General features: G+C 73.3%; 18 protein-coding genes. 6 read left to right on the forward strand and 12 right to left on the reverse strand.

Going from position 1 to position 21,668, the window contains the following annotated elements:
- Nucleotides 1-411: 411 nt before the first annotated feature.
- Nucleotides 412-1,419: a stage II sporulation protein M gene (locus tag PV342_RS39110; protein WP_500320909.1), complete on the reverse strand. Its 1,008-nt coding sequence runs from the start codon at nucleotides 1,417-1,419 to the stop codon at nucleotides 412-414.
- A gap of 94 nt (nucleotides 1,420-1,513) precedes the next feature.
- Between PV342_RS39110 and PV342_RS39115 the strand changes: the two genes are divergently transcribed.
- Nucleotides 1,514-2,521: an RDD family protein gene (locus PV342_RS39115; protein WP_500320911.1), complete on the forward strand. Its 1,008-nt coding sequence runs from the start codon at nucleotides 1,514-1,516 to the stop codon at nucleotides 2,519-2,521.
- 25 nt (nucleotides 2,522-2,546) lie between these two features.
- Here PV342_RS39115 and PV342_RS39120 read toward each other — a convergent pair whose 3' ends face one another.
- The 8 genes from PV342_RS39120 to PV342_RS39155 all read right to left on the reverse strand — a co-directional run bounded on the left by PV342_RS39120 (nucleotide 2,547) and on the right by PV342_RS39155 (nucleotide 10,769).
- Complete coding sequence (locus tag PV342_RS39120) at nucleotides 2,547-3,170, reverse strand: hypothetical protein (protein WP_400802524.1); 624 nt, start codon at nucleotides 3,168-3,170, stop codon at nucleotides 2,547-2,549.
- A gap of 129 nt (nucleotides 3,171-3,299) precedes the next feature.
- Nucleotides 3,300-4,751, reverse strand: coding sequence for an adenosylhomocysteinase (gene ahcY / locus PV342_RS39125; protein ID WP_018559695.1), 1,452 nt, complete (start codon nucleotides 4,749-4,751; stop codon nucleotides 3,300-3,302).
- A 238-nt stretch (nucleotides 4,752-4,989) separates the two neighbouring features.
- Nucleotides 4,990-5,934: a cation diffusion facilitator family transporter gene (locus PV342_RS39130; RefSeq protein ID WP_500320913.1), complete on the reverse strand. Its 945-nt coding sequence runs from the start codon at nucleotides 5,932-5,934 to the stop codon at nucleotides 4,990-4,992.
- Nucleotides 5,935-6,029: 95 nt separating this feature from the next.
- Nucleotides 6,030-7,238 (reverse strand): mannose-6-phosphate isomerase, class I, encoded by a 1,209-nt coding sequence (manA, locus tag PV342_RS39135; RefSeq protein WP_500320915.1) that lies wholly within the window; start codon nucleotides 7,236-7,238, stop codon nucleotides 6,030-6,032.
- A gap of 4 nt (nucleotides 7,239-7,242) precedes the next feature.
- Entirely contained in the window at nucleotides 7,243-8,394 is a 1,152-nt protein-coding gene (locus PV342_RS39140) for an SIS domain-containing protein (protein WP_400802531.1), read from the reverse strand.
- Between the two features lie 145 nt (nucleotides 8,395-8,539).
- Nucleotides 8,540-8,719, reverse strand: a complete 180-nt coding sequence (locus tag PV342_RS39145; protein ID WP_500320917.1) for a Trm112 family protein — start codon at nucleotides 8,717-8,719, stop codon at nucleotides 8,540-8,542.
- A gap of 179 nt (nucleotides 8,720-8,898) precedes the next feature.
- Nucleotides 8,899-10,257 (reverse strand): phosphomannomutase/phosphoglucomutase, encoded by a 1,359-nt coding sequence (locus PV342_RS39150; RefSeq protein ID WP_386988682.1) that lies wholly within the window; start codon nucleotides 10,255-10,257, stop codon nucleotides 8,899-8,901.
- 140 nt (nucleotides 10,258-10,397) lie between these two features.
- Nucleotides 10,398-10,769, reverse strand: a complete 372-nt coding sequence (locus PV342_RS39155) for a DUF3499 domain-containing protein (RefSeq protein ID WP_018559701.1) — start codon at nucleotides 10,767-10,769, stop codon at nucleotides 10,398-10,400.
- A gap of 350 nt (nucleotides 10,770-11,119) precedes the next feature.
- On the opposite strand from PV342_RS39155, the gene PV342_RS39160 reads away from it, so the two are divergent.
- Nucleotides 11,120-11,572, forward strand: a complete 453-nt coding sequence (locus PV342_RS39160; protein ID WP_018559702.1) for a metallopeptidase family protein — start codon at nucleotides 11,120-11,122, stop codon at nucleotides 11,570-11,572.
- 50 nt (nucleotides 11,573-11,622) lie between these two features.
- Here PV342_RS39160 and PV342_RS39165 read toward each other — a convergent pair whose 3' ends face one another.
- The 3 genes from PV342_RS39165 to PV342_RS39175 all read right to left on the reverse strand — a co-directional run bounded on the left by PV342_RS39165 (nucleotide 11,623) and on the right by PV342_RS39175 (nucleotide 17,358).
- A complete protein-coding gene (locus tag PV342_RS39165) occupies nucleotides 11,623-13,104 on the reverse strand; it encodes a DUF5719 family protein (RefSeq protein ID WP_500320920.1) in 1,482 nt (493 codons plus the stop codon).
- Nucleotides 13,101-16,883 (reverse strand): glycosyltransferase, encoded by a 3,783-nt coding sequence (locus PV342_RS39170; protein WP_500320921.1) that lies wholly within the window; start codon nucleotides 16,881-16,883, stop codon nucleotides 13,101-13,103. The genes PV342_RS39165 and PV342_RS39170 overlap by 4 nt, the downstream gene beginning before the upstream one ends.
- Nucleotides 16,884-17,094: 211 nt before the next feature.
- Nucleotides 17,095-17,358 carry a WhiB family transcriptional regulator gene (locus tag PV342_RS39175; RefSeq protein ID WP_018559705.1) on the reverse strand — a complete coding sequence of 88 codons (264 nt, stop codon included), beginning with the start codon at nucleotides 17,356-17,358 and terminating at the stop codon, nucleotides 17,095-17,097.
- 600 nt (nucleotides 17,359-17,958) lie between these two features.
- Between PV342_RS39175 and PV342_RS39180 the strand changes: the two genes are divergently transcribed.
- The 4 genes from PV342_RS39180 (at nucleotide 17,959) to PV342_RS39195 (ending at nucleotide 21,648) form a co-directional block, all read left to right on the forward strand.
- Entirely contained in the window at nucleotides 17,959-18,468 is a 510-nt protein-coding gene (locus PV342_RS39180; RefSeq protein ID WP_500320922.1) for a cysteine dioxygenase, read from the forward strand.
- Nucleotides 18,469-18,493: 25 nt separating this feature from the next.
- Nucleotides 18,494-19,465: a 2-phospho-L-lactate transferase gene (gene cofD / locus PV342_RS39185; protein WP_500320924.1), complete on the forward strand. Its 972-nt coding sequence runs from the start codon at nucleotides 18,494-18,496 to the stop codon at nucleotides 19,463-19,465.
- A gap of 32 nt (nucleotides 19,466-19,497) precedes the next feature.
- Nucleotides 19,498-20,766 (forward strand): coenzyme F420-0:L-glutamate ligase, encoded by a 1,269-nt coding sequence (locus PV342_RS39190; RefSeq protein ID WP_433426460.1) that lies wholly within the window; start codon nucleotides 19,498-19,500, stop codon nucleotides 20,764-20,766.
- A gap of 81 nt (nucleotides 20,767-20,847) precedes the next feature.
- Nucleotides 20,848-21,648 carry a hypothetical protein gene (locus PV342_RS39195; RefSeq protein WP_500320926.1) on the forward strand — a complete coding sequence of 267 codons (801 nt, stop codon included), beginning with the start codon at nucleotides 20,848-20,850 and terminating at the stop codon, nucleotides 21,646-21,648.
- Nucleotides 21,649-21,668: the final 20 nt, after the last annotated feature.

Consider the following 21,668-nt stretch of genomic DNA (forward strand, 5'->3'; position numbering starts at 1 on the left):
ACCGGCCCCTCCGGGCTTTCCCTTCGTTGTCTCCAACCTTACCAGATCCGTTTCGCGTTTCCGCTCTTCGTTTCCGGCCCCCTGTTGGAGCGGGGTTTTGTCTTCCGGCTTTCGCCTTTCGACGTTCCAGACTTTATCAGACACTTTCGGGTCCGATTACCGTCCGGGTTTTGCCTCTATGAATAGCGACGCAAAAGACCACTCAGAAAGTTCTTTCTGAGAGGTGCGGTGCGATCGATAGTCTGTCGAAGCGGGCTAGATCCTAGCCGCCGGCCCCCGAACATGTCCAGTTCGTGGCAACTGCTCAAATCTACCTCCCCTCGCCACCCGTGTCAACAGGTCTCTTGGGGCGAAGAGGAGGCTAGCAGGTCAGCCGCCTCCGACGCACATCGGCGGTGTCGGCCGTACGGGTCATACGGCGGTGGGCAGGACGTCGCTGCGGTCGCCCCGCTCCAGGTCGCCCGTCTCACCGGCGAGGGCGGCTCGGCGCCCGACGGCGAAGACGTAGACGAGGAACAGCAGCTCGGCGGTGACGCCGATACCGATGCGGGCCCAGGTGGGGAGGCCGGAGGGGGTCACGAAGGCTTCGAGCGCGCCGGAGACGAAGAGGACGGCGGCGAGCCCGATGGCCATGCCGATGGCAGCCCGGCCTTCCTCGGCGAGGGCCGTGCGGCGCGGACGAGGACCGGGGTCGACGACGGTCCAGCCGAGGCGGAGTCCCGTACCGGCGGCGACGAAGACGGCGCTCAGTTCGAGGAGACCGTGCGGGAGGATCAGCCCGAGGAACGTGTCGAGGCGGCCCGCGGCGCCCATGAGACCCAGCCCGAGACCGAGGTTGACCATGTTCTCGAACAGGACGTAGAGGACCGGCAGCCCGAGGAAGACGCCGAGGACGAGGCAGTAGCCCGCGGCCATGGCGTTGTTCGTCCAGACCTGGGCCGCGAAGGAGGCGGCGGGGTGGCTGGAGTAGTAGGTCTCGTACTCGCCGCCGGGGCGGGTCAGGGCGCGCAGTTCTTCGGGGGCGGCGATGGCGGACTGGACCTCGGGGTGGGTGGCGACCCACCAGCCGATCAGCGCGGCGACCGCGGTGGACAGGAGCGCCGTCGGGACCCACCAGCGGCGTGAGCGGTACACCGCGGCCGGGAAGACGCGGGTGAAGAAGAGGGCCGCGTCGCGCCAGCCGGGGGTGCGGGCGCCGGTGACGGCGCTGCGTGCGCGGGCGACGAGGGTGGTGAGGCGGGCGACGAGTGCGGGATCGGGGGCGCTGGACTGGACGAGGGAGAGGTGGGTGGCGGCGCGTTGGTAGAGGGTGACGAGTTCGTCGGCTTCCTCGCCGGTGAGGCGCCGACGCCGGCGCAGCAGGGCGTCGAGCCGGTCCCACTCGTGGCGGTGGGCGGCTGCGAAGACGTCGAGGTCCATGGGCGCTGCTCCTGGCTGGCCGGGGAGGTCCCAGCTTGGCAGAAGCGGCAGACTGGGCGCTCCGGGTCCGGGGTCGGCAGGAGGAGGTTCCCGCATGGGTGAGGCGAGCGCGGCGGACGGTGCCGGACGTCTGGTGACGGGTGAGGCCGTCGAGCTGGGGCTGCACACGGCGAAGCTGCCGAGCCGGGCGCTGGCGGCGGCGCTGGACGGGGTCGTGTACATCGGGGGTTATCTGGCCGTCTCGATCGTGCTGACGGTGGCGACGGCGTCGATGGACGGCGCGGCGGTCGCCGCGGTGTACGTGGGCTCGTTGCTGCTGGTGCTGATAGGGGTGCCGATCGCGGTGGAGACGCTGTCGCGGGGGCGGTCGCTGGGGAAGCTGGCCTGCGGGTTGCGGGTGGTGCGGGACGACGGCGGGCCGATCCGGTTCCGGCACGCGCTGGTGCGGGGGGCGGTCGGGGTCGTGGAGATCCAGATGTTCCTCGGGGTGATCGCGTGCGTCGCCTCGCTGGTGTCGGCGCGCGGGCGGCGGGTCGGGGACGTGTTCGCGGGGACGCTGGTGGTGCGGGAGCGGATTCCGGTGCCGCGGGCGGCGCGGCCGCTGCCGCCGGCGCCGCCGTGGCTGGCGGTGCAGTTGGCGGGGGTGGACCTGTCGGCGGTGCCGGAGGGGCTGTGGCTGGCGGTGCGGCAGTACCTGTCGCGGGTGCACCAGCTGGATCCGCAGGTCGGGTGGTCGATGGCGGAGCGGCTCGCGGGCGACGTGGTGGCGTGCACGGGGGCGCCGGTGCCGGAGGGAACACCGCCCGCGGCGTTCCTGGCGGCGGTGGTCGCGGAGCGGCAGGGCCGGGACGCCCGCCGGGTCTTCGGCGCTCCGGTCGCTTCCCCGGTCGACGGGGTCGCGGAGCAGGGGACGGGCCGGGGGGCCGGGACGCCGCCGGTGGGCTGGGGGACGCCCGGTGCGGTAGGCGGGGTGCGGGGGGAGGCCGTGCCGGAGGTGGCGGGAGGACAGGCCCCGCAGGCGCTTGTGCCTCCGTCCCCTTCCCCGTCCCCCTCCGCTTCCTCGCCGTCGTCCTCGTCGACGGGCTTCGCGCCTCCGGCTTGAGGGGTCGCCGGTGCCTGCGGCCGGGTCAGTCCGCCGTGGGGAACCGGGACGGGGGTGACTCGAGGTCCTCGAGTTCGATGCCCGGGGCGGAGAGTACGACGTCGCCGGCGATGTGGACGGTGTGCTGTTCACCGGTCTCCAGGTCGTTGACCTGGTATTCGTCCACGAGCAGAGGGGCGTTGTCAGTGGGGTGTGCTTCGCTCTTGATCAGTGCCCACGACTGGTCGAGGGTGCGGGGCGCGAGCACGGGGGGCTGGAATGCGACGAGGCGTACGCGCGTGGCCGGGGTGCCGGGACGCAGGCGGAGCAGCCGCGCGGTGGCGATGTAGAACGCGGGCGACCCGCCGGTGAAGGCGTGGGCGGGGACGTTGCCCTCCTGAGCGTCTTCGCCGGAGGGGTCGGTGCGGACCCAGGTGAGGCCGTCGAGGGCGGCGCCGCGTACCTGCCAGCCCGCCGCGTGCAGTTCGAGGCGGATGGGGCGGCCGAGTTCGTCGATGGTGAGGTCGACGGAGCCGGCGTGGGCGCCGTCGGGGTGGGTGTTCTGGGCGGTGTAGCGCCAGCCGGTGGGGCCGGTGGCGCAGTGGAAGTGTTCTTCGCCGAGGGGGGTGTGGTCGTGGGTGTCGTGGAACGAGTAGCGGCCGCGGGGCATGGTTCGACCTTACAAAGCGGGCCGGGGCCCGACGGGGCAGGCCCCCGCCGGGGGCGGGGGCCTGCGGGGTGGCTCTGGTGCTGCCTGCGGGACCGGGTGCGCGCTGTCGCGCGGTCGGCCCGGGCGGCGTCAGTAGCGGTAGTGGTCCGGCTTGTAGGGGCCCTCGACCGGGACGCCGATGTAGGAGGCCTGCTCCGGGCGCAGGGTGGTGAGCTTGACGCCCAGGGCGTCGAGGTGGAGCCGGGCGACCTTCTCGTCGAGCTGCTTGGGAAGGACGTAGACGCCGATCGGGTACTCCTCGGGCTTGGTGAAGAGCTCGATCTGGGCCAGGGTCTGGTCCGAGAAGGAGTTGGACATCACGAACGAGGGGTGGCCGGTGGCGTTGCCCAGGTTGAGCAGGCGGCCCTCGGACAGCACGATCAGGACCTTGCCGTCGGGGAAGGTCCAGGTGTGGACCTGGGGCTTGACCTCGTCCTTGACGACGCCGGGGATCTTGGCGAGGCCGGCCATGTCGATCTCGTTGTCGAAGTGGCCGATGTTGCCGACGATCGCCTGGTGCTTCATGCGCTGCATGTGCTCGGCGAGGATGATGTCGCGGTTGCCAGTGGTGGTGACGAAGATGTCGGCGGTCTCGACGACGTCCTCGAGCACGGTGACCTGGTAGCCGTCCATCGCGGCCTGGAGGGCGTTGATGGGGTCGATCTCGGTGACGATGACGCGGGCGCCCTGGCCGCGCAGCGACTCGGCGCAGCCCTTGCCGACGTCGCCGTAGCCGCAGACGACGGCGACCTTGCCGCCGATGAGGACGTCGGTGGCGCGGTTGATGCCGTCGATGAGGGAGTGGCGGCAGCCGTACTTGTTGTCGAACTTCGACTTGGTGACGGCGTCGTTGACGTTGATCGCCGGGAAGAGCAGGGTGCCGTCGCGCTGCATCTCGTACAGGCGGTGGACGCCGGTGGTGGTCTCCTCGGTGACGCCGCGGATCTCGGAGGAGAGCTGGGTCCACTTCTGGGGGTTCTCGCCGAGGGTGCGGTTGAGGAGCAGCAGGATCTGCTCGTACTCCTCGCTGTCGGCGGTGGAGGGGTCGGGGGCCTGGCCGGCCTTCTCGAACTCGACGCCCTTGTGGACCAGGAGGGTGGCGTCGCCGCCGTCGTCGAGGATCATGTTCGGGCCGCCGGTGGCCGCGTCGGGCCAGGTGAGGGCCTGCTCCGTGCACCACCAGTACTCGGCGAGGGTCTCGCCCTTCCAGGCGAAGACGGGGATGCCCTGCGGGTTCTCGGGGGTGCCGTTGGGGCCGACGGCGATGGCCGCGGCGGCGTGGTCCTGCGTGGAGAAGATGTTGCAGGAGGCCCAGCGGACCTGGGCGCCGAGGGCGGCGAGGGTCTCGATGAGGACGGCGGTCTGCACGGTCATGTGCAGGGAGCCGGTGATGCGGGCGCCGGCCAGCGGCTGGGAGGCCGCGTACTCCTCGCGGATGGCCATGAGGCCGGGCATCTCGTGCTCGGCGAGGGTGATCTCCTTGCGGCCGAAGGCGGCCAGGGAGAGGTCGGCGACCTTGAAGTCGTTGGTGACGGGGGACATGCAGTCTCCTCGTGGGGTGCTTCCAGAACGGACATCGGCTTTCCGCTGCGGGGCGGGGGGAGGCATGCGGACATACGTCTCCCTCGACCGCAGCTCAGCCCGTCGGAGGCCCTCTCTCCCTCGGCCGGTCCGTTTCCGGACCGCCCGACCGCCATCAGCAGCGACGTCTGGCTAGGGACGAATCTACACCGAGTGGCCGGGCGCGTCCGGAAGGTGCGTGGAGGTGGTGTGAAGGGGGTCAGTCCGTCGCGGGGGCGGCGGGAGCGGCCGACTGCTCGCGGTAGATGTCCGGTTCGAGGTAGATGACCCGGGCGATGGGCTCGGCCTCGCGGATGCGGGCCTCGGCGGCGTCGATGGCGCGGGCGACCTCGGTGGCGGTGTCGTCGCTCTCGACGGCGATCTTCGCGGCGACGAGGAGTTCGTCGGGGCCGAGGTGGAGGGTGCGCATGTGGATCACGCGCGTGACGACGTCGCCGTCGACGATGGCCTCGCGGATGCGGGCGACGACCTCGGGACCGGCCGCCTCGCCGAGGAGCAGCGACTTGGTCTCGGAGGCGAGGACGAGCGCGATGGCGACGAGGAGGACGCCGATGCACAGGGTGCCGATGCCGTCCCAGACGCCGTCGCCGGTGATCAGGGACAGGCCGACACCGATGAGGGCGAGCACGAGGCCGACGAGGGCGCCGAGGTCCTCGAGGAGGACGACGGGGAGCTCGGGGGCCTTGGCGGTGCGGATGAACTGGCTCCAGCTCTGCTTGCCGCGGACCGCGTTGGACTCCTTGATGGCGGTGCGGAAGGAGAAGCCCTCGGCGATGATCGCGAAAACCAGGACGCTGATGGGCCAGTACCAGGCGTCGATCTCGTGGGGGTGCTGGACCTTCTCGTAGCCCTCGTAGAGCGCGAAGACGCCACCGATGGTGAACAGGACGATGGAGACGAGGAAGCCGTAGATGTACCGCTCACGGCCGAAGCCGAAGGGGTGTTCCTCGGTGGCCTTCTTCTGGGCCTTCTTGCCGCCGAGCAGGAGCAGCGCCTGGTTGCCCGAGTCGGCCACCGAGTGCACGCCCTCGGCGAGCATGGACGAGGAGCCGCTGAAGGCGAACGCCACGAACTTGCTCACCGCGATGGCGAGGTTGGCGCCCAATGCGGCGACGATCGCCTTGGTTCCGCCTGACGCGCTCATAGGTGCTGGTGGTCCCTTCCCTCGGCCCTGCTCTTTGCCCGGTCTTTACGGCGTTACGGCGGGACATTCTTGCAGGCCGTGGTTCGCGTGGTGCGTCAGGCCACCACGGTGGCCCGGAAGACGGTTCCCTCGCCGGTGAGTTCGACCTTCTCGCCTGCGGGAACGTAGGCGGACTGGCCGCGCTCCAGGGTGAGTTGCGGTGCCGCGGGGTCGCCGGGGGTGCGCACGACGGCGGTGCCTTCGGTGCAGAGCAGGATCTGGGCGGTGCGGTCGTGCGGGGTGCGGGGGGCGGCGCCGGCGGCGAGCGAGTAGCGGGAGAGCCGGAACTCGTCGATGGGGGTGCCGTAGAGCTCCTCGCCGTCGGGGGACGCCTCGGGGCGCAGGACCCCCGCGTCGCCCGCCTGGAAGCGGACGATGCGCAGCAGTTCGGGGATGTCGACGTGCTTGGGGGTGAGGCCGCAGCGCAGCACGTTGTCGGAGTTGGCCATGATCTCGACGCCGAGGCCGCTGAGGTAGGCGTGGGGTATTCCCGCGCCGAGGAACAGCGCTTCGCCGGGCTGGAGCCGGACGTGGTTGAGGAGCATGGCGGCGATGACGCCGGGGTCGCCCGGGTAGGCGTGGGCGATGGCGGCGTAGGCGGCGTACGCGTCGGCGTGCGGTCCGCCCTCGGCGGCGAGGCGGCCGGCGGCCTCGGCGGCTTCGTCCACGGTGCCTGCCATGGCGGCGCGTTCGGCTCCGAGCACGGCGGTGAGGACCTCGCGGAGCGCGCCCTCCTCGGGGTGGGCGCGCAGGAGGTCGGCGTACGGCTTGAGGGAGTCGACGCCGAGGCCGGTGAGGAGGTCCGCGGTCTCCTCGGGGTGGCGGAAGCCGCACAGCCCCTCGAAGGGGGTGAGCGCGACGATCATCTCCGGCTTGTGGTTGGCGTCCTTGTAGTTGCGGTGCGGGGCGTCGACGGGGATGCCGCGGGCCTCCTCGTCGGCGAAGCCGGCGGCTGCCTGGGCGAGGTCGGGGTGCACCTGCAGGGACAGGGGGGAGCCGGCGGCGAGGAGCTTGAGCAGGAAGGGCAGCCGGGGGCCGAAGCGTTCGACGGCGGGGGTGCCGAGTTCGCCGCCGGGGTCGGCGGCGATGACCTGGTCGAGCGGGACCGGACCGTTGCCGCGGTCGATGCGGGAGGGGGCGCCGGGGTGGGCGCCCATCCAGAGTTCGGCCTGCGGCTCGCCCGTGGGGGTGGTGCCGAGCAGTTCGGGGATGGCCGTGGTGGATCCCCAGGCGTACGGGCGGATGGTGTTGGTCAGGCGGTCCATGCGGTCATGATCTCCCGGTGGAGGTGATGGCGAGGTAAACGGAGGCGAAATCCGTGACGGCGAGGAGTTCGACCGCGGATTCCAGGTCGCCCCCCTCGGCGGGGGCGAGTTCGCTCATCGGGGTGTCGTGGGTCGTGGCGAGTTCGCGGGCGAGCGGGGCGGAGCTCGCGGCGCCGTTGCCGGTGCGGTGCAGGAGCACGACGCGCAGGCGCAGGTCCTCGGGCTCGTCGACGCGGTCGCGGAAGAAGTCCTCGGGGTCGAGGGCGCCGGCCAGGGAGCCGGCGAGCAGCGCGCCGTGGGTGTCGAGTGCCTCGGGGAGTTCGCCGTGCAGGGCGGGGCGGCCGGCGCGGGCGGCGATGGCCGCGGCGAAGCGCCGTGCGGCGACCGAGGCGACGGGTCCGTCGCTCCACATCACCGGCAGGGATTCGGCGAGTTCGGAGGCGAGTGCCTTGGCAGGGTTGCTGTAGGTGGCCGTTGCGGGGCCGCAGCGGGCGGCGACGTCGTCGAGGCGGTCGGCGACGCGCTCGACGGCGTCCGGAGGGGCGGCGAGCAGGCCGATGCGGTCGCCGAGGGCGAGCAGCGGGGTGAGCAGGGCCCAGAAGGCGCCGAGGTCCTCGGCGGGGTCGGCGGCCTCGCCCAGGACGCCCGCGACGGATGCCGGGTCGGGGGCGGGGGCGTACGGCAGGACCATGCCGCGCACCTGCTGGATCGCCTCGGCGATGGGTGAGCCGAAGGGGACGACGGCGGCGGCGGTGCAGCCGCGGCGGTAGGCCTGTTCGATGAGGTCGGCCAGGCCCGCCTCGGTGCCGGCGGGGCTGGCGATGAGCAGCAGGTCGAGGGGGCCGGCCCAGCCGGGGAGGGTCCACCGCAGGTCGTACGGGGCGGGGCCGGTGGGGTGCAGGGACAGCACGGGGCCGCCACTGTTGCCGAGGGCGCCGAGCAGTTCGGCGACGGCGGTGACGGCGACCGCGCCGGGTCCGGCGACGAGGACGCTGCGGGGACGGCCGTCGGGCTTGAGTCCGCCGACTCCCGCTTCCTGCGCGAGGCGGGCGGCGGTGCGGACGCGGGCGCCGGCGGCGGCGACGCCGAGGAGGAGGCCGCGGGTGTCGGCGCGGGCGAGGGCGTCGGGGTCGTCGAGCAGCGTCTCGTCCAGCATCGGGGGTGTCCTCCGGTCCGGTCCGGTCGTGTCGGGTGTCGCGGGGCGCCGTGCGGTGCGGGTGCCCGGGCCGCGCCGGTGATGTGTGCGTGAAGCTGCCGGGCCGGGGCCGGTCGGGCGCGGCGTGCCGGACGGCCCGGTCGCGTTACGCGGGGCGGCGGGCCTCGTCGACGAGGAGGACGGGGATGTCGTCGCGCACGGGGTAGGCCAGGCCGCAGTCGGCGGAGGTGCAGGTGAGCTCGGTGGTCTCGGCGTCCTCGCGCAGCGGCGCGTGGCAGGCGGGGCAGGCGAGGATCTCCAGGAGGCTGGCTTCGACGAGCGGCATGGGTGGCGTCTCCCCTGTGGTCGTGGTGTCGTCGTGGTTTCCGGGCGGCCGCCGTGTGGGGCGGGCGCGCGCGGACCGGCGGATTCAGCCTATCGCCGGGGGCCCCGGCCCGCGTGACCGCGTCGGGTGCCCCCGGCACCGCCGGAGGGGGCGCGGTGCCTCCTCCGGCGGGACGGCGCTCAGGCGCGGACGATGGCGAGGACCTCGTCGCGGACACCGGCCATGAGTTCGGCGTCGCGGGCCTCCACGTTGAGGCGCAGCAGCGGCTCGGTGTTGGAGGGGCGGAGGTTGAACCACCAGCCGTCGCCGGTGACCGTCAGGCCGTCGAGCTCGTCGATGGCGGCACCCGGGCGGTCGGCGTAGGCCGCGCGGACGGCGGCGGTGCGGCCGGCCTGGTCGTCGACGGCGGTGTTGATCTCGCCGGAGGCGGCGTAGCGGTCGTACTCGGCGACGAGCGCGGACAGCGTGCCGTCCTGGCCGCCGAGGGCGGCGAGGACGTGGAGTGCGGCGAGCATGCCGGTGTCGGCGTTCCAGAAGTCGCGGAAGTAGTAGTGCGCGGAGTGCTCGCCGCCGAAGACGGCGCCGGTGCGGGCCATCTCCTGCTTGATGAAGGAGTGGCCGACGCGGGTGCGGACGGGCGTCCCGCCGTGCTCCTTGACGACCTCGGGGACGGTCCACGAGGTGATCAGGTTGTGGATGACGGTGGAGCCGGGGTGCTTGGCCAGTTCGCGGGCGGCGACCAGGGCGGTGATCGCGGACGGGGAGACGGGCTCGCCGCGCTCGTCGACGACGAAGCAGCGGTCGGCGTCGCCGTCGAAGGCGATGCCGATGTCGGCGCCGGTCTCGCGCACCTTGTCCTGCAGGTCGACGATGTTCTTGGGGTCGAGGGGGTTGGCCTCGTGGTTGGGGAAGGTGCCGTCGAGCTCGAAGTACATCGGGACGAGGTCGAGGGGCAGCCCGTCGAAGACGGTGGGGACGGTGTGGCCGCCCATGCCGTTGCCGGCGTCGACGACGACCTTGAGGTTCCGGATGGAGCCGAGGTCCACCAGGGTGCGCAGGTGGGCGGCGTAGTCGGCGAGCATGTCGCGCCGGGTGACCTCGCCGGGGGCGGCGTCGCTCGCCGGGAGGCCGGTCTCGGACCACTGCTCGACCAGTTCGCGGATCTCGGCGAGGCCGGTGTTCTGCCCGACGGGGGCGGCGCCGGCGCGGCACATCTTGATGCCGTTGTACTGCGCCGGGTTGTGGCTGGCGGTGAACATCGCGCCGGGCAGGCCGAGCTTGCCGCTGGCGAAGTACAGCTGGTCGGTGGAGCAGAGGCCGATCTCGGTGACCTTCGCGCCGCGCGAGGCCGCGCCGCGGGCGAAGGCCTGGGACAGGCCGGGCGAGGAGGGCCGCATGTCGTGGCCCGTGACGATCGCGTCGGCGCCGGTCACGGTCACGAAGGCCGCACCGAAGAGCTCGGCGAGCGGCTCGCCCCATTGGTCGGGGACGACTCCGCGGACGTCGTACGCCTTCACGAGCTGGGAGAGGTCGGTCACCGCATGTGCTCCGCTCTGGAATCCGGTTGCCGGTGGATGGATCGTGGCAAGAGCCAACCTACCGGGCGGATCCGAACGGGCCGACGAGGATCCCCGGGGCACACGAGGGCCCGGGGCGGGTGGGGCCGAGGGGGCGCCGGTCAGGAGTCGGGCGAGCGCAGGACGCGCAGGTGCCCGCGGCGGGCGATCTCCATGGGGTCGCCGCCGCGGCCGTTGGTGCCGTTGCCCTCGCGTTCCTGGGGGCGGGCCGCCTCGCGCACGGCGTTGGCGAGCGCTTCGAGGTCGTCGCCGCTGGGGCGGGTGGGGCCGGTGTCCGTGGCGAGCCGTACGACCTCCCAGCCGCGGGGGGCGGTGAGGCGCTCGGAGTGCTCGGAGCACAGGTCGTAGCAGTGGGGTTCGGCGTAGGTGGCGAGCGGTCCGAGGACGGCGGTGGAGTCCGCGTAGACGTACGTCAGCGTCGCGACGGCGGGTCGGCCACACGCGGTGCGCGAACAGCGACGTACAAGGCTCACGACGTTGGACGGTACCGCACTCTTGAGCGGGCCGCGACGACTCCCCCGGAGCTCACCCTGTCGTGTCGTCCGGCTTGGCCGGGAAGGTCCGACCTGCGGCCGACGCACCTGACCTGCAAAGGGCCGGAAATGTACGAGAGCCCCTCGGGCGGCACCGATCACCAAACGCCGCAAATGATGCCAAGAGCGATCGTCGAAGCGGTCGGGGCAGGGAAATCGGGCGGGCGCAGGGGGTGGGCGACCGTACATTCTGCGACATCGACGGGGATGTCCGGTCCTCGTCCCCCGTGGTGGTGGCAGCGGTCACGGAGCCGCATACCCGGGGCTCCCGACGGCTACTCTCAGAGGTGATGGACACCCCTTCGCCCGCACCGCGCCAGCGCCGCCGCGACCGACACGGCCGCGGCATGCGCGGCCCCATCGCGCCCCCGCAGGTGCCCCTGGCACGCACCCGCGCCGACGCCTTCGACGACCTCGTGCGCGACGCGGCGGACCGGCTCGAGCGGCGCTGGCCGCAACTGGCGGAGGTGGAGTTCGCGGTGCAGGAGGTGCCCTGGCCGCCGAACGGCGCCGACGGCGCCGCGGCCGACGGCCGCTTCGACGACGGCGTGCCGCTGGGGCGCCTGCTCGGCGGGCAGAAGGGCGACCCGCACCGCATCGTGGTGTACCGGCGGCCGGTGGAGATCCGGGCCAAGAGCCGCGAGGAGCGCGCCCTGCTGGTGCACGACGTGGTCGTGGAGCAGGTGGCCGAGCTGCTCGGGCTGTCGCCGGAGAACGTCGACCCCCGGTACGGGGAGGGTTAGGCCTCCCCGTACCGGCGTGCGGCCGGCCGGGGGCCGCCGCACGGGAACCGTCAGCGGTTCAGGATGGACAGGTCCTCTTCGGACTCCGGGACGGCGACCAGACCGCGGTCGTCAGGCATCGCCTGGATGGTGAACATGGGGACGCCGCCCTCCGGCAGGGCGAGCATCCGGGAGGCGTAGACGGGGCCGCCCGAGGCGGGTTCCACCGTGACGCCGAAGGAGCCCTTGCCCTCCGAGGGGGCGGGCGGCGACAGGACCACCGTCGTACCCCGCTTGACCGGGACGTTCTTGGTCACGGGCTCGCCGCCCTTCGTCGAGGCGGAGGTGACGACGCGCACGGTGGCGTCGCCCTCCGGCGCGGTGAGCGCCAGCGTCGAGCCCTTCGTGCGGTTGTCGGCGGCGCTGGCGCGGTCGCCGACGGGAGCGGTGGCGGGCAGGAAGGCGGTCTCCTGGTTGGCGCCCTTGCCGCGGGTGATCCGCAGGGCGGCGACAACGGGGGCCGCGTCGGAGGGGTCTGTCGGGCTCAGCACGAGTGAGCCGGCCTCGCCCTTGGTGAGGTCGCCGAGGTCGACGGCGCTGGTCATACCGCTCTTGACGTGGACGGTCTCGTGCCCGGCGGGGGTGATCTCACCGCCCGAGGAGGCGAGCCGCAGCTTGAGGTCGGCGTCGCTGTCGCCGGTCGCGAAGACCACCAGGCGCACGTCGGAGGCGTCGCCGGGGATGCCGGGCATGACGGCCCCGGGGGCGGGGTCGGTGGAGGCGGGCAGCCAGTCGCCGCCGGCCTTGGCGTCCTCGGCCTCCACCGTGGCGCCGACCCGGCCGCTGCGGGCGCTGACGTGCAGGGTCAGGGCGTCGGACTTCTCCGTGGTGAGCGTGGAGAGCAGGACGGGGACGGTCGCGCCCGGCGGCACCGTGATGCCGTCGGTGGTGCTGGTCTTGACCTCGCCCTTGTCGCCGTAGAGCCGGAGGTCGACGACGGCGGAGTTCTCGTCCGGGTTCGTCAGGTGGACGTAGTCCTGCCGGTCGGCGCCGGTGCTGACCCCGGGGAACCAGAACTCGCTGTCGGGCACGGCGCAGGAGGTGCCGAGTACCGCCCGGGCCGGGCCGGCGTCGACGACCGTGGTCTGCTGCACGGTCCAGCCGGGGGCGAGCGCCCCGTCGGCGGTGCCGATGAGGGCGGGCGCGTCGGCGGTCTCGGTGACCGCGGTGACCGGTTTGCCGGCCTCCTTCAGCGGTGCCACCGGCTTGCGCTTGGCGGCGGCCTTGCCGTCCTGGCCGGCCGCGGCCAGCAGGGCGGCGGTGCCGCCCGAGCCGGCGGAGTCGCCCTTGGGCGTGAAGGCGGTGTACGTGGTCGAGGCGAAGTCCGAGTCGGACGGCGCCGGGCAGGCCAGGGTGGACCGCTCGACGGGCAGCCGCGCCGCGCTCACCGCGGGCGCCGCGTCCGGGGTGCCCGCGCCGGTGACGGTGGCGACGCCGGCGACCGCGGCCAGGGCGGCGGTGACGCCGATCAGGGAGAGGGTGCTGCGGTTCACTGCTGGTTGCTCCCGTCGCGGCGGTAGCCGTCCGTGTCGTACCCGTCCGTGTCATAGGTGCCGTAGGGGGCGTACGAGGCGTCGTAGCCCTGGGGCTGCTGCGGCTGCTGCGGTTGCTGGGCCTGCTCGTAGCCCTGCCGGTCGTAGCCGGCCTGCTGGGGCTGCTCGCCGTAGCCGTACGGGTCGTAGACCTGCTCCTGCGGCTGGGCGGGCTGCTCGTAGCCGTAGGTGCTCTGGTAGTCGGCGGCCCATTGCTCCTGGCCGTACGGGTCGTCCTGCTGGGGGACGGCGGCGTACGGGTCGTACTCGGCGTACTGCGCGTACTCGGCCTGCTCGGGGTGCGCGGGCTCGGCGGCCCGGGGCTGGCCGGAGGCGTCGTCGGTCTCCTCCTCCCCCTCGGCCTCGGCGGCGGCGCGCAGCCGGCGGGCGCGGCGGCCGTCGGCGCCGCCCTGCGCCGGGATGTCGGCGGCGGCCGCCGCCATGGGCACGGCCTCCGCCTCGGGCAGGTCGTCGTCGACCTCGCGGCGCCGGCCCGGCAGGGCCATGACGACGAGCACCAGGCCGAGGAAGCCCTGGACCCACAGCCACACGGTGTGCGTGAACGGGTCGTCGTAGACGAGGTCGAGCCGGCCGCCGCTGCTGGGGAGCCTGAAGCCCTGGGCCCAGCCGTCGACGGTGGTGGCGGTGAGCTCCTTGCCGTCGAGGGTGGCGGTCCAGCCGGGGGCGGCGCGGTCGGCGAGGCGCAGCACACGGCCGTCCGCGCCGGCCGGGATGGTGGTGTGGGCCTCGACCTTGCCGGAGGCGACGGTCACGGGCCCGGCGGGGGTGTCGGCGTCCTCACCCGTGCCGCCGTCCGCGCCGGGGCCGCCGTCCTCGCCCTTGCCGGAGGGCTCGACGATCGTGACGCGCGCGACGTCGTCGTCCACCCGCCACAGGGCGCTGCCGTCGTCCTGGCTGAGCCGGGACAGGCCGGGCGTGCTGTCGAGGGTGCGGCTCACCTCGCGCGGGGCGCCGCTCTGGACGAGGACGTAGCGGACGGCGTAGCCGCCGAGCTGGCTGGCCTGGTCGGCGCCGGAGCCGGCCACGAGGTTCCCGACGATCTTGGCGAGCCGGGCGTCGCCGCTGTCCGCGGCGGCGATCTCGGCGTCGCCGAGGCGCGCCCCGGCACCCCGGACCAGGGCGTACGAGACATGGGCGGGCGTGCCCGAGACGACGAGGGTGCGGGCCTGGTCGCGGGTGGTGCTCTCCTCGGCGACGAAGGCCGGCACCTGGGTCGGGTCGCGGCGCTCCAGCGGGCCGTCCGCGCCGCCGGCCATCCAGCCGACGGCGGCGGCCAGCGGGGCGAGCACGGCGGCCAGGGCGACGAGCGCGGCGACCGGCTGGCGCCAGCCGAAGCCGGAGGCGGCGAGCCGCTCCTTGGCGCCCTCGGCGCCGACCGCGGCCGCGGCGAGCAGGGCGAAGCCGTAGACCAGGGTGGCCGGGCCCGCCCAGGCGGTGGTGTTGGCGAGGACCGCGAAGACCAGGCCGGTCAGGGCGCCCGCCCAGGCGGTGACGATGGCCGAGCGGCGCTCGGCGCGCACCAGTGCGGCAAGTGCCGCCAGCACGATGCCCGCGAGCAGGAAGCCGCCGGTGGCGCCGGGGCCGCCCGGGTTGATCAGGAGGAGGTCGGTGGCGGTGGCCGACCTGGCGCCGAACGGCAGGCCGGCCTCGTCCAGGAAGCGCCGGGGGTGCGTCAGCAGCCCGAGCGACCAGGGCGCGAGCACCACCATGGGGGCGCCGAGGACGGCCAGGGCCCGCATGGCCAGCGGGACGAGCAGCCGGCCCTGTCCCCGCACGACGCGGGTGGCGACGGCGACGCCGACGAGCACCAGGGCGATCAGCCAGGTAATGGGGGTGAACGCGGTGGTGATCGTCAGCAGCAGCGCGACCGCCCAGGCGGCGCGCCAGCCGGGTCGCTGACCGCGCTCGACGGCGTCGGCGGACATCCGCAGGCCCGCGGCGGAGACGGCGGCGCGGGCCATCAGCGGCAGCAGGACGGCCAGGACGGCGGTGCCGAGCCGGCCGCCGGCGAGGGCGCCGGTGGCGGCGGGAAGGAACGCGTACGCGACGGCGCCCCAGGCGCGCAGCAGCCGGGAGTCGACCAGCGGCCGCGACACGAAGTAGGCGCTGAGGCCCGCGAGCGGCACCGAGGCGACCAGGAGCACGGTCAGGGCGAGGCCGGAACTGCCGAGCAGGATGCTCGACAGCGTGGCCACGAGCGCCAGGTAGGGCGGCGCGGTCTCGGTGCTGCCGGCGCCGAGGGAGTGCCAGCCGCCGAGGTACGAGCCCCACAGGTCGGAGGCGTCGCCGGCGGCGGGAAGCAGCGCGCCGCCGGACAGGGCGCCGCCGCCGAGCAGGGCGCGGCAGGCGATGAGGGAGAAGAGCAGCAGAACGGCGAAGAGCATCGGGGCGGGCTGCCGCGCGATGCGCTTGAGCAGCGCGAACTGCTCGACGTCCATGTACTCGCCGTCGTCGTCGCCACCGCTGGGACCGGACTCCAGCCCGCCGCCGTGACGTCCGGCGGAGGACGCGTCGGCGGCCGCACGGCCGGACACGTTGCTGACGACCTGCTCGACGGTGGCCCGCAGGGTCGCGCCGGGCGGCGGGAAGAGCGGCCGCAGCTCGGAGGGCGGGACGACGGCCCGGGAGCGCCGGTGGCGGGCGCCGAGGAGGCGGCCGGGGCGCAGCAGGACCGAGAGCAGGCCGGTGATCTCGTCGACGGCCTGTCCGGGGACCTTGCCGACGAGGTAGGCCAGGGTGCGGAGCACCGTGCCGAGCACGATGCGCGCGAAGACGTACGGGAGCTGGACGCCGCGGGTGTTGGCCAGCAGCGTGTAGACGGCGCCCGCCTTGTCGACCCGGTGCGGGTTGACGGCGGAGCGGCCGGCGCAGTCGACGGGGCGGCGCTCGCGGGAGGCCGCCTCGGCGTGCCGCAGGACGGCGTCGGGGGCGACGAGCACGGTGTGGCCGGCGGACTGGGCGCGCCAGCAGAAGTCGACGTCGTCGCGCATGAGGGGCAGCCGGCGGTCGAACCCGCCGAGGTCCTCCCACACGTCGCGGCGCACCAGCATGCCCGCGCTGGAGACCGAGAGCACCTGGCGGACCTGGTCGTGCTGGCCCTGGTCCTGCTCGCGGCGCTCCAGCCCGGTCCAGCGGCGGCCGCTGCGGGCGATGGAGACGCCGACCTCCAGCAGCTGGCGCCGGTCGTACCAACTGCGCAGCTTGGGGCCGATGATCGCGGCGGAGGGCGAGGCGTCGGCGACCCTCAGGAGGTTGAGAAGGGCGTCCGGGGCGGGCTCGCAGTCGTCGTGCAGGAGCCACAGCCACTGCACGGGTTCGCCGTGCGGCTGGTCCGGCTCGTCGTAGGCATCGTCGTTCCAGGTACGGGTGGCCGGGTCCCAGCTGCTGCGCCGGCCCAGGTAGGGCAGGTGCTCCGCGGTCAGGGGCTCGGCGGCGCGCACGCACTCGTCGACGGCGGCGCCGAAGCCGTTGCGGCGGGCGAGGTGCAGGACGCGGTGGTCGCCGAGGCTCTCGGCGAGCAGCCGGGCGGAGTCGTCGGCGCTGCCGGTGTCGGCGGCGATGACGTCCTGGACCGGGCGGTCCTGGGAGACCAGACCCGAGAGCGCGTTGGGCAGCCAGCGGGCACCGTCGTGGGCGACGAGCACGGCGGTGACGACGTGGCGCGGGAACTCCGGTGCCTGGGCGGCGTATTGAGTCCCGGCAGAACTGTTCACGGACATCGAGGTTCGGGCCCCGGTTCGCTGGACTTCGGACGACGCCTTGGGCGTCTCGGACGGGCCCCCACACTAACGGTTGCGGGAGGCGGCCCTTCCGGGTCCGGGGCACATATACCGACGAAGCCTGCCGTGACGGACGCGAACCGGGCGGGCGCCGTGCGTTCGCCCCCGTGGGGTGCCGTACGGTCGCCGGCCGGGTGCCGGGGACGGGGCCCTACACGACACCCTTCTTCAGCCGCCGGCGCTCACGCTCGGACAGGCCGCCCCAGATGCCGAAGCGCTCGTCGTTGGCGAGGGCGTAGTCGAGGCAGTCGGAACGGACCTCGCAGGCGAGGCAGACCTTCTTGGCCTCACGGGTGGAGCCGCCCTTCTCGGGGAAGAAGGACTCGGGATCGGTCTGCGCGCACAGCGCGCGCTCCTGCCACCCGAGCTCTTCGTCGGCCTCTTCGGCCAGCAACAGCTGGAACAGCTCGGTCATGCGCGCCCCTCGTCTGTTTTCGCGTCCCCGTGATGTTGCCGTTACCTGCGACGGTCGAACGACACGAGTGAAATTACAAGTGTGCCGATACGGGCCAGTCAAGCCGAGATCTGCTATTGGGCCCGTTATTCACCCTGCGGAACCAAGGCCTGACAGAAAGTGTTCAAATCAGCCCAAACGTCCGCATACGTCAACCGCGCTCGACGCCCTTCGGGGGTGGCGATCACGATGCGATCACGAAAACACAACGACGTTTCACGAGGAGACGTTCCTGCGCACCCGTGTGGTTGCGTCGGCACTTTTCCTGGGCCTTCCGTGCGCAAACCTTTCACCACACCGAATAGCCGGATCAGGTGAAAGATTTACGACAAACTCGACATCAAGTTGACAGGCCACCGAGGAGCCGGTGTGCTAGGGCGCATGCCAGTGACCCACGCGCCTACCCGGACCTGCCGCCTCGGCGAGTTCCGTCGTGCCGTGGAAGCTCACTGTCGCTGTTCCAGCTGTTGCCGCTGAAGACCCGTCCGAAGGTCTCTTCCCAGCCCGCACAGCCTCATGCGCATGCCTGACGCTCCTCATCCCGTAGGAACTCCCGCACCCATGAACAGCGACGTCTCGATCGCCGGCGACCCACTCGCCATCCCCCACCTCCTCCCGCCGGTTCCCGCCTACCCCGTCACCGTCGCGGAATTCGCCGGACTGGCCCGCACGATCGCGGCGGACCGCGCCCGTTGGGCACCGCGCGTCCGCTACGACGCCACCACCCGCTGGTACGACCGCCTGGAGAGCGGACCCGGGTACGAGGTCTGGCTGCTCAGCTGGGTGCCCGGCCAGGGCAGCGGGCTGCACGACCACGGCCGCTCCTCGGGCGTACTGACCGTCCTCGACGGCGAATTGACCGAGCGCGCCCTCGGCGGCAACGGCGAGACCCGCCGTTCACTCCTGCCGGGCCACCAGCGGGTGTTCGCCCCCGGTTACGTCCACGAGGTGGTCAACGACTCCCTGGAGGGGGCGGTCAGCCTGCACGTCTACTTCCCGGGCCTGACGGAGATGACACCGTACGCCTGCACCTCCGGGAAGCCGGCGGCGAAGGGGACGTTCGCGGGCTGACACGGCGGACTGTCAGACTGTCCGCATGCGAATCGTGGTACTGGCCGGCGGCATCGGAGGAGCCCGTTTCCTGCGCGGCCTGAAGGCGGCGGCGCCGGAGGCGGACATCACCGTCATCGGCAACACCGGCGACGACATCCACCTGTTCGGCCTCAAGGTCTGCCCCGACCTCGACACCGTCATGTACACCCTCGGTGGCGGGATCCACGAGGAACAGGGCTGGGGCCGCGCCGACGAGACCTTCACGGTCAAGGAGGAACTGGCCGCCTACGGCGTGGGGCCCGAGTGGTTCGGTCTCGGCGACCGCGACTTCGCGACCCACATCGTGCGCACCCAGATGATCGGCGCGGGCTACCCGCTCAGCGCCGTCACCGAGGCGCTGTGCGCGCGCTGGAAGCTCGGCGTGCGGCTGATCCCCATGACCGACGACCGGATCGAGACGCACGTCGTCGTCGACGACCCGGACGCGGGCCCCGGCGGCGGGCGCAAGGCGGTCCACTTCCAGGAGTACTGGGTGCGGCTGCGGGCCTCCGTCCCGGCGTACGCGGTGCTGCCGGTCGGCGCGGAGGGCGCCAAGCCCGCGCCCGGCGTCCTGGAGGCGATCGGCGAGGCGGACGTCATCCTCTTCCCGCCGTCCAACCCCGTGGTCTCGGTCGGCACGATCCTGGCCGTCCCCGGCATCCGCGAGGCGATCGCCGAGGCGGGCGTACCGGTGGTGGGCCTGTCCCCCATCGTCGGCGACGCCCCGGTACGGGGCATGGCCGACAAGGTGCTGGCGGCGGTCGGCGTGGAGTCCACGGCGGCGGCGGTCGCCGCCCACTACGGCTCCGGGCTGCTGGACGGCTGGCTGGTCGACACCGTCGACGCCGGGTCGGTGGCGGAGGTCGAGGCCGCGGGCATCCGCTGCCGGCCCGTGCCGCTGATGATGACGGACCTGGACGCGACGGCCGCGATGGCCCGCGAGGCGCTGACGCTGGCCGGGGAGGTGCGGGCGTGACCGCCTCCTACCGCGTGTGGGCCGTCACCGGCATGCCCGAGGTCGAGCCCGGCGCCGATCTCGCGAAGCTCGTCGCGGCGAGCACGGCGGAACTGGCGGACGGCGACGTCCTCGTCGTCACCTCGAAGATCGTCAGCAAGGCCGAGGGGCGCGTCCTGCGCGCCGCCGACCGTGAGGCGGCGATCGACGCCGAGACGGTACGGCTGGTCGCCCGGCGCGGCCCGACCCGGATCGTCGAGACGCGGCACGGCTTCGTCATGGCCGCGGCCGGCGTGGACGCCTCCAACACCGCCCCCGGCACGGTGCTGCTGCTGCCCGAGGACCCGGACGCCTCCGCCCGCGCCATCCGGGCGGGGCTGCGGGAAGCCCTCGGCGTCAACGTCGGCGTGGTGGTCACCGACACCTTCGGGCGGCCCTGGCGCGAGGGCCTGACCGACGTCGCGATCGGCGCGGCCGGGCTGCGCGTGCTGGACGACCTGCGGGGCGGGACCGACTCGCACGGCAACGAACTGGCCGTCACCGTCACGGCCCTGGCCGACGAACTGGCCGCGGCCGGGGACCTGGTGAAGGGCAAGTCCACCGGATCGCCCGTGGCCGTGGTCCGGGGCCTGGACCGTCTGGTGCTGCCCGCGAGCGACGACGGCGACGGCGGCCGCGCCCTCGTCCGGGCCGCCGCCGACGACATGTTCCGGCTGGGCACCTCGGAGGCCGTCCGCGAGGCCGTCTCTCTGCGGCGCACGATCCGCGACTTCACCGGCGAGCCCGTCGACGGCGCGGCCGTGCGGCGCGCCGTGGCCCTCGCGGTCACCGCGCCGGCGCCGCACCACACGACGCCGTGGCGCTTCGTGCTGCTGGAGTCGGAGCAGGCGCGGGTCCGGCTGCTGGACGCCATGCGCGACGCCTGGATCGCGGACCTGCGCCGCGACGGCCGCAGCGAGGAGTCCGTCGCCAAGCGCGTCCGGCGCGGCGACGTCCTGCGCCGCGCGCCGTACCTGGTGGTGCCGTGCCTGGTCGCCGACGGGGCGCACGACTACCCGGACCAGCGGCGATCCGCGGCCGAGCGCGAGATGTTCGTGGTCGCCATGGGCGCGGCCGTGGAGAACTTCCTGGTGGCTCTGGCCGGTGAGCAGTTGGGGTCGGCGTGGGTGTCGTCCACGATGTTCTGCCGTGACGTGGTGCGCGAGGTGCTGGACCTGCCGCGGGACTGGGACCCGATGGGTGCCGTCGCCATCGGCCGGCCCGCCGTGCCGCCGAAGGAGCGGCCGGGGCGGAGCGCGGAGGCGTTCATCGAGGTGCGCTGAAGCGCGGGCGCGGACTCGTTCACCGGCGAAGACGGGCGGCTCGCCGCCCGTGTGCCGTGGTCTCATGTGCCCATGGCGGGTATGAGCATCACCGTGTGTCTGCCGGGGGCGGCAGCCGACCAGGTGGACGAGGCGGTCGCCGACGCGATGGGGCCGTTCGAGATCGACGGCACACGGGAAGGGGAGCTGGACATCTGGGACGCCTGGTACATCACCGGCGGCCAGGCGAATGGCGGCGGGTTCAACGTCCTGCCCGGCCATGAGCGGGATCCGAGACTGATCCGGTCGCGCCGGTGGGACAGGAAGTCCGAGAGGCTTCCCAACGACTTCGGTTGGTGCGCGGGCGGGCCCCGTGAGCTCCTCGACTTCTCCGCGTCGCACGAGGAGGGACGCCGCCTGGCGGAGGCGGCCTGGCGGCGGTGGCACGAACTGGCGGCCGAACTGCCGCCGGCCGACCCGTGGAAGGTCTACCGCGACCGCGCGGAAGCCGGGTTCGGGTGGTACGACGGCGCGCAGGTACCGGCCGACTACCGTGCCCAGCCGCTCGTGCGGGCCTTCGACGCCTACCTGCGGACGTTGCCGACGCAGCGCTTTTGGTACTGGTTCCTCCAGGGGGTGGACCCGGTCGAGGATGTAGGACGCAGCGAGCGGGAGACGTTCGTGGCGGAACAGGTCGCATACGCGCTGCGCAGGCGCAACGTCCTCACGCTGAACGGCTGGTGGTATTACGAGGACGGCGGACCGGGGATCCACGGGGAGTGCCACGGTCCCGCGACCTGCCCGCACGAGCCTGAGCTGCCGGCGGAGCAGGAGCGCGTCGGCGGTTACCTGTTGGAGCTTCCCGGGGACACGCTTTGGGTCAACGTGAAGTGCCACGTGTGACGCGACGGACATGGCAGAGG

The organism is Streptomyces sp. PA03-3a (genome assembly GCF_033792735.1).
Taxonomy (GTDB): Bacteria; Actinomycetota; Actinomycetes; order Streptomycetales; family Streptomycetaceae; genus Actinacidiphila.